15 protein-coding genes are annotated in these 15252 nt (G+C 67.1%); all 15 read right to left on the bottom strand.

Going from position 1 to position 15252, the window contains the following annotated elements:
* Positions 1 to 96 precede the first annotated feature (96 nt).
* The 15 genes from FEZ32_RS09885 to FEZ32_RS09815 all read right to left on the bottom strand — a co-directional run bounded on the left by FEZ32_RS09885 (position 97) and on the right by FEZ32_RS09815 (position 15248).
* The gene (locus FEZ32_RS09885; RefSeq protein ID WP_138680506.1) at positions 97 to 1449 is read right to left on the bottom strand and encodes a hypothetical protein; all 1353 of its coding nucleotides are present in this window, start codon (positions 1447 to 1449) and stop codon (positions 97 to 99) included.
* A 341-nt stretch (positions 1450 to 1790) separates the two neighbouring features.
* The gene (locus tag FEZ32_RS09880) at positions 1791 to 2564 is read right to left on the bottom strand and encodes a succinate dehydrogenase/fumarate reductase iron-sulfur subunit (RefSeq protein ID WP_028702393.1); all 774 of its coding nucleotides are present in this window, start codon (positions 2562 to 2564) and stop codon (positions 1791 to 1793) included.
* The gene (locus tag FEZ32_RS09875) at positions 2561 to 4585 is read right to left on the bottom strand and encodes a fumarate reductase/succinate dehydrogenase flavoprotein subunit (RefSeq protein ID WP_097798645.1); all 2025 of its coding nucleotides are present in this window, start codon (positions 4583 to 4585) and stop codon (positions 2561 to 2563) included. The genes FEZ32_RS09880 and FEZ32_RS09875 overlap by 4 nt, the downstream gene beginning before the upstream one ends.
* Positions 4585 to 5244: a succinate dehydrogenase cytochrome b subunit gene (locus FEZ32_RS09870; protein ID WP_028702391.1), complete on the bottom strand. Its 660-nt coding sequence runs from the start codon at positions 5242 to 5244 to the stop codon at positions 4585 to 4587. Before FEZ32_RS09870 ends, FEZ32_RS09875 begins: the two co-directional genes overlap by 1 nt.
* 121 nt (positions 5245 to 5365) lie before the next feature.
* A complete protein-coding gene (gene trmD, locus FEZ32_RS09865) occupies positions 5366 to 6061 on the bottom strand; it encodes a tRNA (guanosine(37)-N1)-methyltransferase TrmD (protein ID WP_138680919.1) in 696 nt (231 codons plus the stop codon).
* A gap of 15 nt (positions 6062 to 6076) precedes the next feature.
* The gene (gene rimM, locus FEZ32_RS09860; RefSeq protein ID WP_028702389.1) at positions 6077 to 6625 is read right to left on the bottom strand and encodes a ribosome maturation factor RimM; all 549 of its coding nucleotides are present in this window, start codon (positions 6623 to 6625) and stop codon (positions 6077 to 6079) included.
* A gap of 90 nt (positions 6626 to 6715) precedes the next feature.
* Positions 6716 to 6970: an RNA-binding protein gene (locus FEZ32_RS09855; RefSeq protein ID WP_028702388.1), complete on the bottom strand. Its 255-nt coding sequence runs from the start codon at positions 6968 to 6970 to the stop codon at positions 6716 to 6718.
* Position 6971: 1 nt separating this feature from the next.
* The gene (gene rpsP / locus FEZ32_RS09850) at positions 6972 to 7382 is read right to left on the bottom strand and encodes a 30S ribosomal protein S16 (RefSeq protein ID WP_028702387.1); all 411 of its coding nucleotides are present in this window, start codon (positions 7380 to 7382) and stop codon (positions 6972 to 6974) included.
* A 187-nt stretch (positions 7383 to 7569) separates the two neighbouring features.
* Positions 7570 to 8760: an amidohydrolase family protein gene (locus FEZ32_RS09845; protein WP_138680505.1), complete on the bottom strand. Its 1191-nt coding sequence runs from the start codon at positions 8758 to 8760 to the stop codon at positions 7570 to 7572.
* Between the two features lies 1 nt (position 8761).
* Positions 8762 to 10348, bottom strand: coding sequence for a signal recognition particle protein (gene ffh / locus FEZ32_RS09840; RefSeq protein WP_138680504.1), 1587 nt, complete (start codon positions 10346 to 10348; stop codon positions 8762 to 8764).
* 68 nt (positions 10349 to 10416) lie between these two features.
* Positions 10417 to 11577, bottom strand: coding sequence for an alpha/beta hydrolase-fold protein (locus FEZ32_RS09835; RefSeq protein WP_244937844.1), 1161 nt, complete (start codon positions 11575 to 11577; stop codon positions 10417 to 10419).
* Entirely contained in the window at positions 11574 to 13412 is a 1839-nt protein-coding gene (locus FEZ32_RS09830; protein ID WP_028702383.1) for a DUF6020 family protein, read from the bottom strand. Before FEZ32_RS09830 ends, FEZ32_RS09835 begins: the two co-directional genes overlap by 4 nt.
* A 27-nt stretch (positions 13413 to 13439) precedes the next feature.
* Positions 13440 to 13775: an EamA family transporter gene (locus FEZ32_RS09825; protein WP_051232538.1), complete on the bottom strand. Its 336-nt coding sequence runs from the start codon at positions 13773 to 13775 to the stop codon at positions 13440 to 13442.
* Complete coding sequence (locus FEZ32_RS09820; RefSeq protein ID WP_084149225.1) at positions 13772 to 14137, bottom strand: EamA family transporter; 366 nt, start codon at positions 14135 to 14137, stop codon at positions 13772 to 13774. Before FEZ32_RS09820 ends, FEZ32_RS09825 begins: the two co-directional genes overlap by 4 nt.
* Positions 14130 to 15248, bottom strand: a complete 1119-nt coding sequence (locus FEZ32_RS09815) for a glycosyltransferase family 2 protein (RefSeq protein ID WP_138680503.1) — start codon at positions 15246 to 15248, stop codon at positions 14130 to 14132. Before FEZ32_RS09815 ends, FEZ32_RS09820 begins: the two co-directional genes overlap by 8 nt.
* Positions 15249 to 15252: the final 4 nt, after the last annotated feature.

Here is a 15252-nt window from a genome sequence, read left to right as displayed (position 1 = left end):
CCACAGGTCACCTGGTGCTCGAAGTATGGTGTGAGGCCCATCGCACCGGACGGTCCCCCCGTGGCAGGAGCCGGCGCCCACAGGCACAGTCCACAATTATGACATGCTCGGCCTCGCGGCGCCATTCGTGTCGTCGGAGCCTTCGGTGGTTCGGATACCGGCTGGGTCATCACGGACTCGCAGAACCACCGGCACGGCGTGAGGCCGCACCTTCTCCTCCAAGAAGTGGAGGCAGACTGCCGCGGTCACGGCGAACCCCATCGCGACATCCCTGAAGACGAACCAGCTGTGAATCTGGGAGTGGCTCCTCATACTCTCCAGGTATCCGGGAACATACAGCACGGGAATGAGTAGGACGAGCATCCCCACCAGACTGTGACGGTCACGCAGGAGCAGCCACGCGATGATGACCAGGGCGAGCACGATCACCATTGTCAGCACGTACTGCGAGAGCGGGTAGGACAGCCACATGCGGAAATTCGTCATGGTGGTCGCTCCGGGTTCCAGATTCACCGCGTAGTGGCGGCCAGTAGATGACACGTCGCCATCGAGACGGAACTTCGCCGTGTTCCTCACGTTGCTGACTGTCGTCCTCCCGCCGTTGTAGGGCATCGCCTCGATCCATCTCGCCACCCAGGTGCCCACGAAACCGACCAGCCATCCAAGAGTCGATGACGCCAGAAAGACCAGCGTGGTGCGTATCCGACGGCTCCCCGTCCAGCCCACCAGACCCGCCATCGCGACAGTCAGGGCACAGGATGCCGGAGGGTTCGTCAACAGATCCATGAATGCGAACAGGCCGCCCGAGACCACCGCGAGGTAGCCCACGGTCTGCCACTTGCGGCCGAACTGCAGCATCATCGCTCCGGTGGCCAGAATGGTCGCCTGGGCCAGCGCGTGGGTGAACTGCGAGGTCAGCGCCAACAGATCGGTGGTGCCCAGATAGACGCCGATCAGCCCGATCGCCGCCCACAGACCGGCGCGTTTCGCCAGCATGACGGCGAGGTAGAACACCGCGGCCACCAGGCACAACAGCGACACCACCCGAGCCATGTAGACCCCGCCCAGTGCCAGCGCAGGCCTGGAGACCACTGAGAAGCCGGACCAGTAGCGGATATAGGGGCTCGCGCCACCGGTGAGCTCGTTCGGGTGCCTCTTGAAGTGCCCCATCATCACCGCGACCTGAGGTCCCCCGGTGCACCGCGGAACCATGGAGACCCGCTTCCACAGCGGCATCTGCGAGTGCGCCGGAAGAACGCCGATGCAGTATCCGATGGTCTCGGTGTAGGTGTCGGTCCGGTTGCCCAGCCCGTTCGGCTGATAGCTGGCCGAGTTGAGCCCGCTCCGGGACTGGGCGACGACCTGGTTGATGATCCGCCCGTTGGGAATCGCGAACCCGATAGCCAGCAGCACTGTGCACCCGACGATGGTCGCGAGAAGCGTCGCCAACACTTTGAGGATGTATCGCCAGACCACTCGCCACCAAACGGCAGTCTTGTTGTGTGTCACGAAGCGCCCTCCCTCGAGGTCCTGAATCCACCCACGGGATTCACAAGCGATCAATGTACGATCCGCATCCTGCCCGACACGGCAGATGGGCCGGTCCCGAGGAACCGGCCCATCCTGGCGACACAACCTGGGACTCACCCCTGCGCAGAGCCCCCGCCACGGGGGTTGCGAGGGGGTCGTCCCCCACTCACCAGCCGAATGGCCAGCGAGGCGGGACTCACCCCTGCGCAGAGCCCCCGCCACGGGGGTTGCGAGGGGGTCGTCCCCCTGCCTCGATCAGCTCAATCTTCCTTGCCGTCGTGCTTGAACAGCGAGGCGATGAGGTCACGGTTGAGCTGGCTGATCGACTCCAACGGAATGCCCTTGGGGCAGACCGCGGCGCACTCGCCGATGTTGGTGCAGCCGCCGAATCCCTCGGCGTCCTGCTCGGCCACCATAGACTTCACGCGCAGCACCCGCTCCGGCTGGCCCTGCGGGAGCATCGCCAGGTGGGTGATCTTCGCCGAGGTGAACAGCATCGCTGAACCATTCGGGCAGGCCGCCACGCAGGCGCCGCAACCGATGCAGGTGGCGGCGTCGAAGGCGCGGTCCGCGCGCTTCTTGTTGATCTGGACGGCGTGCGCGTCGGGGGCTGCACCGGTGTTGACCGAGATGTAGCCGCCGGCCTCGATGACGCGGTCCAGGGCGGAGCGGTCCACGACCAGGTCGCGCAGCACCGGGAAGGCCGCGGCCTTCCAGGGCTCGATGGTGATGGTCGAGCCGTCGGCGAAGGAGCGCATGTGCAGCTGGCAGGTCGTGGTGCGGACCGGCTGGGCCACACCCTGGCCGCCGTGGGGCACGCCGTTGATGACGACGCCGCACTGGCCGCAGATGCCCTCGCGGCAGTCGGAGTCGAAAGCTACCGGGTCCTCGCCCTTCTCGGTGAGCTGCTCATTGAGCTGGTCGAGCATCTCCAGGAAGGACATGTCTCCCGAGACCCCGTCGAGGGTGTACTCGACCAGACGTCCGTGGTCGTCAGCATTGCGCTGACGCCAGATACGCAGATTGATTTTCACTTGTAGCTCCTCTGCTTGACCTGGATCGAGTTGTAGATCAGCGGTTCCTTGTGCAGGACGGGCTTGTGACCCTCACCGGTCCACTCCCAGGCGGCGACGTACTGATAGGTGTCGTCGTGACGCAGCGCCTCGCCCTCCTCGGTCTGGGACTCGGCACGGAAGTGCCCGCCACAGGACTCGCGACGGTGCAGGGCGTCGATGCACATCAGCTCACCGAGCTCCAGGAAGTCGGCGAGACGACCGGCGCGTTCGAGGGTCTGGTTGAGCTCCTCGTTGACGCCGGTGACCTTGACGTTGGTCCAGAACTCGTTGCGCAGGTTGCGGATGAGACCGATGGCCTTGACCAGGCCGGCCTCATTGCGCTCCATGCCGCAGTACTCCCACATGATGTGGCCGAGTTCCTTGTGGATCGAGTCCACCGTGCGGGTGCCGTTGATCGACAGCAGCTTGTTGACACGGCTCTCGACGCCCTGACGGGCGGCCACCACGGCCGGGTGCTTCAGATCCACCTTGGGGAACTTCGGGGAGTCCGCCAGGTAGTCGGTGATGGTGTTCGGCAGCACGAAGTAGCCGTCGGCCAGACCCTGCATCAGGGCCGAGGCGCCCAGCCGGTTCGCACCGTGGTCGGAGAAGTTGGCCTCTCCGCACACGAACAGCCCGGGGATGGACGACTCCAGGTCGTAGTCGACCCACAGTCCGCCCATCGTGTAGTGCACCGCGGGGTAGATCCGCATCGGAACCTCGTAGGGGTTCTCATCGGTGATCCGCTGGTACATGTCGAACAGGTTGCCGTACTTCTTCTCGACGGCGTCCTTGCCCAGTCGGCCGATGGCCTCGGCGAAGTCGAGGTAGACGCCGCGGGAGCGCATGTGCTCCGTGCCGTCGTGATCGATCTCCTTGACCTTCGGTCCGACACCGAGACCCTCGTCGCAGCGGTACTTGGCCTGCCGGGACGCGATGTCACGGGGAACCAGGTTGCCGAAGGAGGGGTAGATCCGCTCCAGGTAGTAGTCGCGGTCCGCCTCGGGGATCTGGCGGGGGTCCTTCTCGCAGTCCTCGGCCTTCTTGGGCACCCAGATGCGACCGTCGTTTCGCAGCGACTCCGACATCAGGGTGAGCTTGGACTGGTTGTCGCCGTGCACCGGGATGCAGGTGGGGTGGATCTGCGTGAAGCAGGGGTTGCCGAAGAAGGCGCCCTTGCGGTGCGCCCGCCAGGTGGCGGTGACATTGCAGCCCATGGCGTTGGTCGACAGGAAGAACACGTTGCCGTATCCGCCGGTGGCCAGAACGACGACGTCCGCCAGCCACTCCTCGATCTTGCCGGTGATCATGTCGCGGGTGACGATGCCGCGTGCGCGGCCGTCGGCGACGATCAGCTCGACCATCTCGTGGCGGGTGTGCATGTGCACGGTGCCGGCGTTGACCTGACGCTCGAGAGCCTGGTAGGCGCCGATCAGCAGCTGCTGACCCGTTTGCCCACGGGCGTAGAAGGTGCGCTGCACCTGCACGCCGCCGAAGGACCGGTTGTCGAGCAGTCCGCCGTACTCGCGGGCGAACGGAACACCCTGGGCGACGCACTGGTCGATGATGTTCGCGCTCACCGCGGCGAGGCGGTAGACGTTGGTCTCACGGGCGCGGTAGTCACCGCCCTTGACGGTGTCGTAGAACAGCCGGTAGACGGAGTCGCCGTCGTACTTGTAGTTCTTGGCGGCGTTGATGCCGCCCTGTGCTGCGATCGAGTGGGCGCGACGCGGGGAGTCCTGGTAGCAGAAGTTCTCCACGCGGTAGCCGGCCTCGCCGAGGGTGGCTGCCGCAGCGCCGCCGGCGAGCCCCGTCCCGACGATGATGACGGTCATCTTGCGGCGGTTGGCCGGGTTCACCAGACGCGAGGTGAACTGGCGGTCGGGCCACATCTTCTCGATCGGAAGGCTGACATTGGCCTTCTTGTCCTGAATGTCTTCACCGACCTGCCAGTACTGGCCTGCCAGTTCGGCATTGGTCTCTTTGGCTGAAGTGGACATCAGTTGGCCCCCCCGACGATGTTGAAGAAGATGAGGAACGGAGGCACCAGGAAGCCGACGAAGATGACGGCTCCGACGGCCCACGAGCACAGCCGCAGGACCTTGCGGGTCAGGCCCGAGACGTTGGCTCCGAGGGTTGCGAAGGCGCTCCAGAATCCGTGGCTGACGTGGGCGCAGATCGCCGCCATCGCAATCACGTAGATGACGATGAAGACCCAGTTGCCGAAGGCCGTGAAGACCATCCCGGCGCGCCCGTCAGGACCGTCGTGGGGATTGCCGAAGGCTGCCGGAGCGATCGTGAACTGCAGCAGGTGCATGATCACGAACAGCACGATGATGATGCCGCTCCAGATCATGGTCCGGGCCGCGTACGAGTTGTTCGGCGACAGGGACTTCTTGATCGAGTAGCGTCCTCGACCGCCGCTTCCCTTGACGTTCTGCTTGGTCACCCGGGAGGCGGACCAGATGTGCAGGATGATGCACAGCAGCAGGACGCACCGGAACATCCACAGGAAGGTGTCTCCGGGCAGGATCGGGTTGAGGATGGTGCGCAGGAATCCCGCGTAGTGGTTGAAGTCCTCGACGCTCATGAGGATCTTAAGGTTGCCGAACATGTGAAAGAGCAGGAACAGGACCAGGATCAGGCCGGTGACGGCCATAAGGGCCTTCGCCGCGACGCTTGATCGCACCGCTCTCTGATGAGTACTAAGTGTTGTAGTCGCCACGGCGACACCATAGCCAACCCACTACGTCACTGTGTAGTGGACCCCCCGATTGGGCTCAGATGAGATCGGGCCGACGGTTGCGGGTGAGCTCCACCGACTGGTCGTGGCGCCACTGGGCGATCCGACCGTGGTGTCCGCTCATCAGCACCTCGGGCACATCCAGGCCGCGCCAGGAGATCGGCCTGGTGTACACCGGGTACTCCAGCAGGCCGTCCTGACCGGGCGCGTAGGACTCCTCGGTGAGGGACTCCGGGTTGCCGATCACCCCGGGAACCAGCCTGGCGACGGCCTCGGTGACCGCCAGCGCGGCGACCTCTCCCCCGTTGAGCACGTAGTCGCCCAGACTGAGCTCGTGGAGGGTCCAGCGACTCCCGATGTAGTCCAGCACCCGATGATCGATGCCCTCGTAGCGGCCGCAGCAGAACACGATCCTGCGCACCCGCGACAGGTCCTCGGCGTCGCTCTGGCGGAACGGGTAGCCGGACGGCGTGGGGACAACCACGTGGACCTCCGGGTCGGGATCGGGGCCCAGCAGCTCGTCGAGGGCCTCCCCCCAGGGATCGGGCTTCATCACCATTCCCGCTCCCCCTCCGCAGGGGGTGTCGTCGACCGTGCGGTGCCGGTCATGGGTCCAGTCCCGCAGGTCCCAGGAGTGCACCTCGACGATCCCGTGCTCCACGGCCCGTCCGAGCAGGGACAGGTGCAGCACCTGGAAGTAGTCGGGGAAGATGGACAGGTAGTCGAGCCTCAGCGCAGCACTCATGTCTCAGCGCGCCTCCTCGGCGTCGGCGTCGACCAGCCCGCCGACATCGGCCAGGGTGAGGGTCCCGGCATCCAGATCGACCGTCGGCACCAGGGCGCTCACGAAGGGCACCAGCCTCTCCTGACCGTCGACGTCGATCGCCAGCAGATCCTGGGCGGGAAGATGGATGACATCGCTGACCCGGCCGATCCGGTGCTGCTGCCAGTCCAGGACCGCCAGCCCGCGCAGCTGCCGGTCGTAGTACTCCTCCTCGCCGGTCGGCCTCTCCTCGGCCGCCACATCGGCGACCAGGATCTTGCCCTGAAGGGCCTCGGCCCCGGTACGGGTATCGATCTCACGGAAGCGCACCTGGAAGGCGGCCGACTGGCTGCGGGTCTGCTGAACGTGCAGTTCGCGCCCGCTGCCCTCGACCCGCAGGGTCGCCCCCTGGGCGAACCGAGTCTGGGGCTCATCGGTGCGCAGCGAGACGGCCACCTCACCGTGCAGACCGTGGGCCCTGCCGATCCGTCCCACCACCACCTCGACCGACCCGCTGTGCGACGACTCGCTCATCTCTTCTCCTTCGACTCCCCGACTGGGGGCTGAACGTGACGAACGGCCGTGACCCTTCTCGGGTCACGGCCGCCGACAGCTCCGGTGTGCTCAGCGATGACGTCCGCCGCGACGGTCGACATCGACGAAGTCGACGCGGACCTGCTCGCCTCCAGCGAGGGCATCCACGACCGTCCTCAGCGCCGATGCGGTACGGCCCTGGCGGCCGATCACCTTGCCGATGTCGGACGGGTTGACGCGCACCTCGAGCATCGGCCCGCGGCGCAACTGCTTCTCACGGACCCGCACGTCATCGGGGTGGGAGACGATGCCGGAGACCAAGTGCTCAAGAGCGTCGGTCAGCATGTCAGTCCTCGGCCTTCTCCGCCGGGGCCTCCTCGGCGTCGGCCTTCTTGGTGATGGCCTCGCGAGGAGCCTCGTCGGCCTCGGCGAGGGCGGCGTCGAAGACCTCGTCCTTGTTGGGGCGGGCCGGCTGCGGGGTGACCCCGGACTGGCTTCCGTCACCGGTGAAGGTCTGCCAGTCGCCGGTCCGCTTGAGCAGGGCGACGACGGCCACGCTGGGCTGGGCGCCGACGCCGAGCCAGTACTGGACGCGCTCTGAGTCGATCGAGATGATCGACGGGTCGCTCTTGGGGTGGTACTGGCCGATCTCCTCGATGGCACGTCCGTCGCGCTTGGTCCGCGAGTCCATGACGACAACGCGGTAGTGCGGGGTGCGGATCTTGCCGAGACGCTTCAGACGAATCTTGGTAGACACGTGTGTGGATTCTCCTAATGGGATCACCCGGACCGTCGGCCCGGGAAGACGGGTGGGGACACTGCCGGTGTGGGGACACGGCAATGACTCCGAGGAACCGCCCGGACGGTGTGAGAGGGTACCGACCGGGCAGAAGCTCCCGTCATTCTGCCACAACTGGCCGGTCCGACGGAAACTCGACGGGAGGTCAGGCCTGCTCAGGCCGGTCGAGCAGCACCCGGCCGCGCAGCACGATGTGCCGGGGCCGCTCCAGGGTGCTCAGGTCCTGCCTCGGATCGGCGTCCAGGACCAGCAGGTCGGCCGAGTCGCCGAGATCGAGGCCAGGGCCGCCGAGCCACTGCCGGGCCCGCCAGGAGGCCGCCCCGAGGGCGAACTCGGCGCCGCCGATCTCGGCGAGCATCCTCACCTCCCGGCTCGCCAGGCCGTGCGGGACGGTGCCTCCCGCATCGGTGCCGGCGAACACCGGGACCCCGGCGTCCACCGCCTTGCCGACGGTCTCGGCGACGTGGGCGTGCAGATGGCGCATGTGGGCCGCGTAGACCGGGAACTTGCCGTCGGCCGAGGCCGCGATGGCGGGGAAGTTCTCGATGTTGACCAGGGTGGGCACCAGGGCCACCCCGCGCACCGCCATCTGGGAGATCGTCTCGTCGGTCAGTCCGGTGCCGTGCTCGATCCCGTCGATGCCGGCCGCCACCAGCTGCGCCGGGGCCTCCTCGGAGAAGCAGTGGGCGGTGACCCGGGCACCGATCTGGTGGGCCCTCTCGATGGCCGCCCGGGCGACGTCCTGGGGCCACAGCGGGGCCAGGTCGCCGACCTCGCGGTCGATCCAGTCGCCGACGAGTTTGACCCAGCCGTCGCCGGCCCGGGCCTGCCGGTCCACCTCGGCGACCAGTTCGTCCGGGTCGACCTCGGCGGCGTAGTTGCGGATGTAGCGCCTGGGGCGGGCGATGTGGCGCCCGGCCCGGATGATCCGGGGAAGGTCCTCGCGCTCGTCGATCCAGTGGGTGTCGACCGGTGATCCGGCGTCGCGGATCAGCAGGGTGCCGGCTCTCGACTCGGTGATCGCCTGGCTCTCCGCCTCCTGGTGACTCACCGCGCCCTTGGCATTCAGCCCGATGTGATTGTGGGCGTCGACCAGGCCGGGCATCACCCAGCAGTCCCGGGCGAGGGTCCGGGCTCCGGGCAGCGGGCCCTCGACGAGCACTCCGTCGTGGATCCACAGGTCGCGCTGGTCACCGGCGGGCAGCACCACTGCGCGGATCCGCAGGTCCTCGGCCGGGGCCAGGCGGGCCATCGCGGCGGGATCGATGTGGGTGTGGGTGGATCCGTCGTGGGTGTGGGTGTGGAACAGCGGCGCGCCGTCCTGTGGCCCTGTCATCTCAGCGCGGGCCCTTGTTCTTCTGGTTGAACATCTGCTCCATGCCGGGCGGCATCCGGAAGTCGGCCATCGCCTTGCTGAGGTCCTCCTGGGAGGTGGGCAGCCCGGCCGCCGGGGTGCCGAACGGATTGCCGGTCTCGGCGGGCTTCTGGGAGGTGCCGGCCTTCTCCTGGGCGGCCCTCTTGGCAGGATTGCCGGAGGCCCCCTTGCGGCGCTTCTGCTGCTTCTTGCGCTGCTGCTTGGCGCCGTGCTTGGCCATCGACCCGACCATCCCGCCGCCCATCCCCTGGCTCATCTGGGTCATCATCTTGCGGGCGTCGACGAATCGGTTGACCAGGTTGTTGACGTCTCTCACCTCGACTCCCGACCCCTTGGCGATCCGGGAGCGGCGGGAGCCGTTGAGGATCCCGACGTCGGCCCTCTCGGCGGGGGTCATGGACAGGATGATGGCCTCGATCCGGTCGACCTCGCGCTCGTCGATGTCGGAGATCTGGTTCTTCATCTGGCCGACCCCGGGGAGCATCCCCATGATCTTGGACATCGGCCCCATCTGGCGCATCTGCCGCATCAGGCCGAGGAAGTCGTCGAGGCCGAACTGGCCCTTGCCGGCCAGCAGCTTCTCCGCCGCCGCCTGGGACTGCTCCTTGTCGAAGGCCTTCTCGGCCTGCTCGATGAGGGTGAGCATGTCGCCCATGTCGAGGATCCGGGAGGCCATCCGGTCGGGGTGGAAGACGTCGAAGTCCTTGAGGCCCTCGCCGGAGGAGGCGAACATGATCGGCCGCCCGACCACCCGGGCGATCGACAGTGCAGCGCCGCCCCGGGCGTCGCCGTCGAGCTTGGTGAGCACCACCCCGTCGAAGCCGACGCCCTCCTGGAAGGCCACCGCGGTGTTGACGGCGTCCTGGCCGATCATCGCGTCGACGACGAAGAGGGTCTCGGCGGGGCTGGTGGCGGCCTTGATGTCGGCCGCCTGCTGCATGAGTTCGGCATCGACGCCGAGTCGTCCGGCGGTGTCGATGATGACGACGTCGTAGAGCTTGCGGCGGGCCTCCTCCACCGACTCGCGGGCCACCGCGACCGGGTCGCCGACGCCGTTGCCGGGCTGGGGTGCGAAGACCTTGACGCCGGCGCGTTCGCCGACCACCTGCAACTGGGTGACGGCGTTGGGACGCTGCAGGTCGCAGGCCGCCAGCATCGGGGAGTGACCCTCGTCCTTGAACCAGCGGGCCAGCTTGCCGGCCAGGGTGGTCTTTCCGGCTCCCTGGAGGCCGGCGAGCATGATGACGGTCGGGGGGTTCTTCGCGAACCGCACGGTGCGGGTGTCCCCGCCGAGGATGCCGACCAGTTCCTCGTTGACGATCTTGACGATCTGCTGGGTCGGGTTGAGGGCCTTGGACAACTCCTCGCCGCGGCAGCGCTGCTTGACGGCGGCGACGAACTCCTTGACGACGCCGAGGTTGACGTCGGCCTCCAGCAGGGCGATGCGGATCTGACGCGCGGTGGCGTCGATGTCGGCGTCGGTCAGTCGGCCCTTGCCGCGCAGGCCCTTGAAGGTCGCTGCGAGTCGATCCTGGAGTGTGTCGAACACGGGTGAGTTCCTTCGGTGGACTTGTGCTGGCAGTCAACGACCACAGTACCGCCGATGGACCCCGCGACTCACAGTCCGTACTGTCCCAACCACCGCATCGACTCCGAGATGAAGGGGGTGTAGGTGCTGGTGTGGTGACCTCCCTCGGCGGTGAGGATGAAGGCGAACTGGTCCATCGTATGGGCGTGGTTCCAGAAGTCCTGGCCGTCGGCCCAGACCTGTCCGTAGGACATCGCCGGGTTGGCGGCGTCCCCCCAGGTGGACTTGTCCGCCCGGCTCATCACCGACAGGAAGCGGACCTCACTGGGCACATTCCTCGCCTTGACCCGCATGATCGGCGAGTTCTCGTCACGGGTCTGCTGGGTGACCTGGGAGAGCTGGGGCTGCCCGTAGACCGGGTGGTAGTACGGCGCCAGGCCGAATCCGGCGCGGAACTCGGTGTGGTACTTGATGGTGAAGTTGGCGGCGCAGTAGCCGCCGGTGCTGTAGCCGGCCACGAACTTCGAGGCGGCCGTGCGGCCCACCCGGTAGTGCTTCTGGATCCTGGTGATGGCGGTGCGCATGATCCAGCTCTGCTGGTTGATCCCGCCGACATCGGTGCACTCGGTGTCCTGCCCGGTGCGGATCTCCCCGGGCAGGAAGACGATGACGAAGGGATTGGCCTGGTAGTTCTTGATGAGGTTGAGGGCGGGGCCGACCAGCGGGATCGAGATGTTGTCGCGGTCCCCGGAGTCCCCCTCTCCGCCGATCCAGTAGAGGACCGGGAACCGGGTGTGGGTCTGGGAGCGCTCGAAGTAATGCGGGGGCAGCCAGACCGGGACATGGGCGTTGCGCGGGTCGGTGCCGGGCATCATGATGCCGGCCATCAGGCCGTCGGGTTGCGGGTTGTTCTTGGAGATCGCGATCCGCTTGACCTGCGGGCTGTGGATGTCGACCAGGTCGTGGCGCGGGGCGGCCGGCGCCTCGCCGATCAGTTCTCCCCAGCTGGTGTAGAAGCCGTAGGTGTTGTTGATCGGCAGGAAGACCGCGACCAGGGCGATGAGCTGGCAGCAGAACACCAGCAGTGCGCGGCCGATCCCCCGCCCGATTCTGCGCAGCCGACCGCCGGTGGCCCGCCACCCCCACCACAGACCGATCAGGATGGGGACCAGCACCGCCAGGCCCATCATCGCCCAGGCCAGCTGCGGACTCATGATGCCGACCAGCAGCAGCGGTGTCCGAGTGGTCACGATGCCTCCTCCTCACGGTGCGCCCCGGCCCACAGCGCCAGCAGCAGGAAGGGAAGTCCGACATGGCCTGCCGCCGCGTAGCGGAAATCGGTCAGGGGTGCCGCGATCAGCAGCGTCAGGACCATCCCGATCAACGGCAGGAAGGCCAGCGAGCCGCGTGGACGTCTGGCCAGCAGTGCCGAGCACATCGCCAGGATCGCCGCCCAGATGACCAGCGGCATCCGATAGGTCAGGCCGGTCACCGGGTTCGTGGACACCGTTCGGGCGACGTCCAGCAGCTGTCCAGCGCCCAGCCTTCCCCCGCTGACCGTCGCGAGCCGGTCGCGGTCATCGATGACGATGCTGCCCGAACCCCGCTTGGTGCCCGGGTCGACCCTCAGGAAGACCGATCCGGGATCGAGATACCGGCCCGCCAGGGCATACCACGACAGCGCATAACCGGTGCGGTTGGCCGGCATCGCCTGCGCCCAGGTCCTGATGAACTCGCGACGGTGGTGGTTGAGCCAGCGGTTGTTGAACCCGCGCGGATCGAACTTGATGTTGTCAGACAGGGTCGGGTTGTAGTCCTGGCGCATCCGCTCCAGAGGCATCAGATGGGCCAGCGTCCGCTGCTGGGCGGCCGTCAGGTGTCCGTACCGGTTCGCCCAGGCCAGTTGCTGAAGCGGCAGCCCGGCCGCCTCCACGAAATCGCTGGGCACCATGCCAGCCTTCTTGTAGCCGGGCCCCTGTAGGGCGAACACCAGCGCCATCACGATCGCCGAGCTGATCGGCACCGCCCACCACCGCCACCCGTGGCGCCGTGGCGCAACCAGGCGTGGGATGAGGAACAGGCAGACCCCCGCCACCATGAAGGCGACGATGTAGGTCCCGTTGTTGCGGGTGAAGGACAGGCCCACCAGGCCTGTCAGGAATCCCGCCAGCGGCCATGGCCGCGTCAGCCAGGTCCAGCCGCGCAGCCCTGCCTCGGCGAGCAGCACCGTCATCAGGGTCATCACCAGTGCGAACAGGGTGTCCTTCTGCATGGTGATCGACCACATCGCCACCGACGGGTCGAGGGCCAACCAGGCCAGCGCCAGGATGGCGGGCACAGGCCCTGCGCGATAGCGCAGCCAGACCACGCAGATCGCCAGCCCGAAGGCCAGCAGGAGGGCCTGCAGCACGGAGAACACCGCGGTGCCGGCGGTGAAGCTGCCGCCGATCCTGATGCACATCCCGACCAGCAGTGAGAAGGCGATCGGGTGGTGATTGTTGAGCGGTTGCATGCCGGTGCCGATCCGGATCGACGACCAGGAGTCGCGCACCACGATGCCGGGCCAGAAGGCCAGCAGGTAGGGGGCCCAGGCTGCCAGCATCAGCACTGCAGAGATCGCCCACCAGGCGGCCTTTCGGCCTGCGGTGAGCTTCTGGGAACGCACCCGGCGGGGATGGGCGAGGACCTCCAGAAGGACGCATATCACCGGCACCGCGATCAGCCAGTCGACCGCGAACTCGACCCAGGGCGAGATCCGGGTGTGCCGGTAGGGCGGATGCAGAGCAGGATCGAAGCGACCCCCGAGCACCCTCATGATGGCCAGCACCGCTCCGAGCAGGATCGCCACCAGCCACAGCCCGGGCCGGCGGATCGTGGCGCTCAGCCGCACCGCGGAGGCCAGCACCAGCCATCCGATCGCCATCGCGATCCACTGGCCCGCCGACGGGAGGCCGGTGTGGCCGGTGAACCACCACCCGGCTGTCAGCACCGCCGAGCACACCAGACTGATCAGCACACCCGCCGGGCCGCCGGCCATCCCCCTGACTCCCTCGGCCGACTGCCACCGATCCGTCCACTCAGACATCACTCCACCTCATCCATCCGACCCACCTCAGGTCGTCGCGATCAGGACGACGCCGACCAGGATCGCCGTGACCCCGCCGATCCTCCACCGATCGAGGCTCTCGCCCAGGAACAAACGGGCCAGCAGCAGAGTCCACAGGTAGGTCAGTGCGGTCATCGGCAGCACCACCGAGAGATCCATGTGGCGCAGCACCCAGATGTTGATGACAGCGGCGCACAGATAGCCCGCAGCACCGGCCCACAGATGCCAGTTGCGGATCAGCCGCGCCGGGCGCAGATCCCCCGATGCGAGCTTGAGCATCCAGCTCGACAGCGCACCGATCAGGGTCATGGTGAGCATCCCCGCCCACAGCAGCAGTGTCACCGCGCGCTCCTGGCGACCATCGCGACGCCTGCCACTACCGCGGCCACCCCGATGACTCGTCCGGCCGTGATCTGCTCCCCCAGCCATGTCCAGCCGGCCAGCAGGCTGAGCACATAGGACAACCCCAGGATCGGTTGCAGCACCGACAGCTCGCCGAATCGGTAGGCGATCAGCATCAGCAGCGCGCCGACCCCGTAGCAGCCGAAGCCGATGACGATCTCAGCCGCCCTCCCGGTGGCGGCCAGCTTCCACATCAGTTGGCCGGTACAGGTGAACAGTGAGGACACCACCATCAAGATGATGCCGATCGGCGCAGTGGCCGCCCCGGAGGCCTGCCTGCCGATCCGCTCGCTCTCAGCCACTGCGATGTTGCCCCGCGCCCTGGGACCGTTCCACGCGCTGCGCCGGATCCGGGCCGGTGCGCTCGCGCAACTGCGGGTCCAGCTGGGACCGATTGGCCGCCAGCAACCTCTCGATGTGGTCGTGGTAGTTCGTCATCACCTCGTACAGCTGGCGGCTCTTGGCCACCTCGACGTCGAGGATGAGCGCCACCGCCCAGCACAGCACGGCCGCCATGCCCAGCGCGACCGAGACGATCAGGGTGGGGAACCGGGGTACCTCGCCGGACCGCAGATACTCCAGGAACACCGGGAGGAAGGTCACCGCACAGGCGATTGCGAAGAGGGCACCGAGCCATCCGAAGAAAGCCAGTGGATGGTAGTTCTTGAACAGCCGGAAGATGGTGCGCAGCACCTTCCAGCCGTCGGAGTAGGTGTCGAGCTTGGAGGCCGACCCCTCGGGACGGTCGCGGTAGTCGATCGGTACCTCGCGCACCTTGAGGTTCTTGTCGACCGCGTGGATCGACATCTCCGTCTCGATCTCGAATCCTCGCGACAGGACCGGGAACCCCTTGACGAATGTGCGGGAGAAGGCCCGGTACCCGGTCATGATGTCTGTGATGTCGCATCGGAACAGGTGGTTGATGAGACTACGGACAACGGTGTTGCCCATCTCATGGAAGGGCCGCTTGTTCTGGGTCGCGTAGGTCGTCGACAGGCGGTCGCCGATCGCCATGTCGGCCCTGCCCGTGAGCACCAGCTCGACCAGCTGGGGGGCGTACTCGGCGGGATAGGTGTCGTCCCCGTCGATCATCACGTAGCAGTCGGCATCGATGTCGCGGAACATCGAGTGAATGACATTGCCCTTGCCCTGGCGCCACTCGTGACGCAGGTGCACGCGGTCGTCACTGGCCTCCAGGTCTGCCACGATCTCGGCGGTGCGGTCGGTCGAGTTGTTGTCGTAGACGTAGACCTGTGCCGTCGGCAGGGCCGCCCGGTAGTCCCGGACAACCTTCGCCACGGTGGCCTGCTCGTTGTAACAGGGAATCAGCACGGCGACCCGGGCCGAGTCCAGGTGCACCGGCTCCACGTCGGGATGGCCGAAGGTCCCGTTCTCCGGCAGATTCGCGGTCATCGGA

The sequence above is a fragment of the Acidipropionibacterium jensenii genome (assembly GCF_005890135.1).
Taxonomy (GTDB): Bacteria; Actinomycetota; Actinomycetes; order Propionibacteriales; family Propionibacteriaceae; genus Acidipropionibacterium; species Acidipropionibacterium jensenii.
This window is presented reverse-complemented; position numbering and strand designations above follow the sequence as displayed.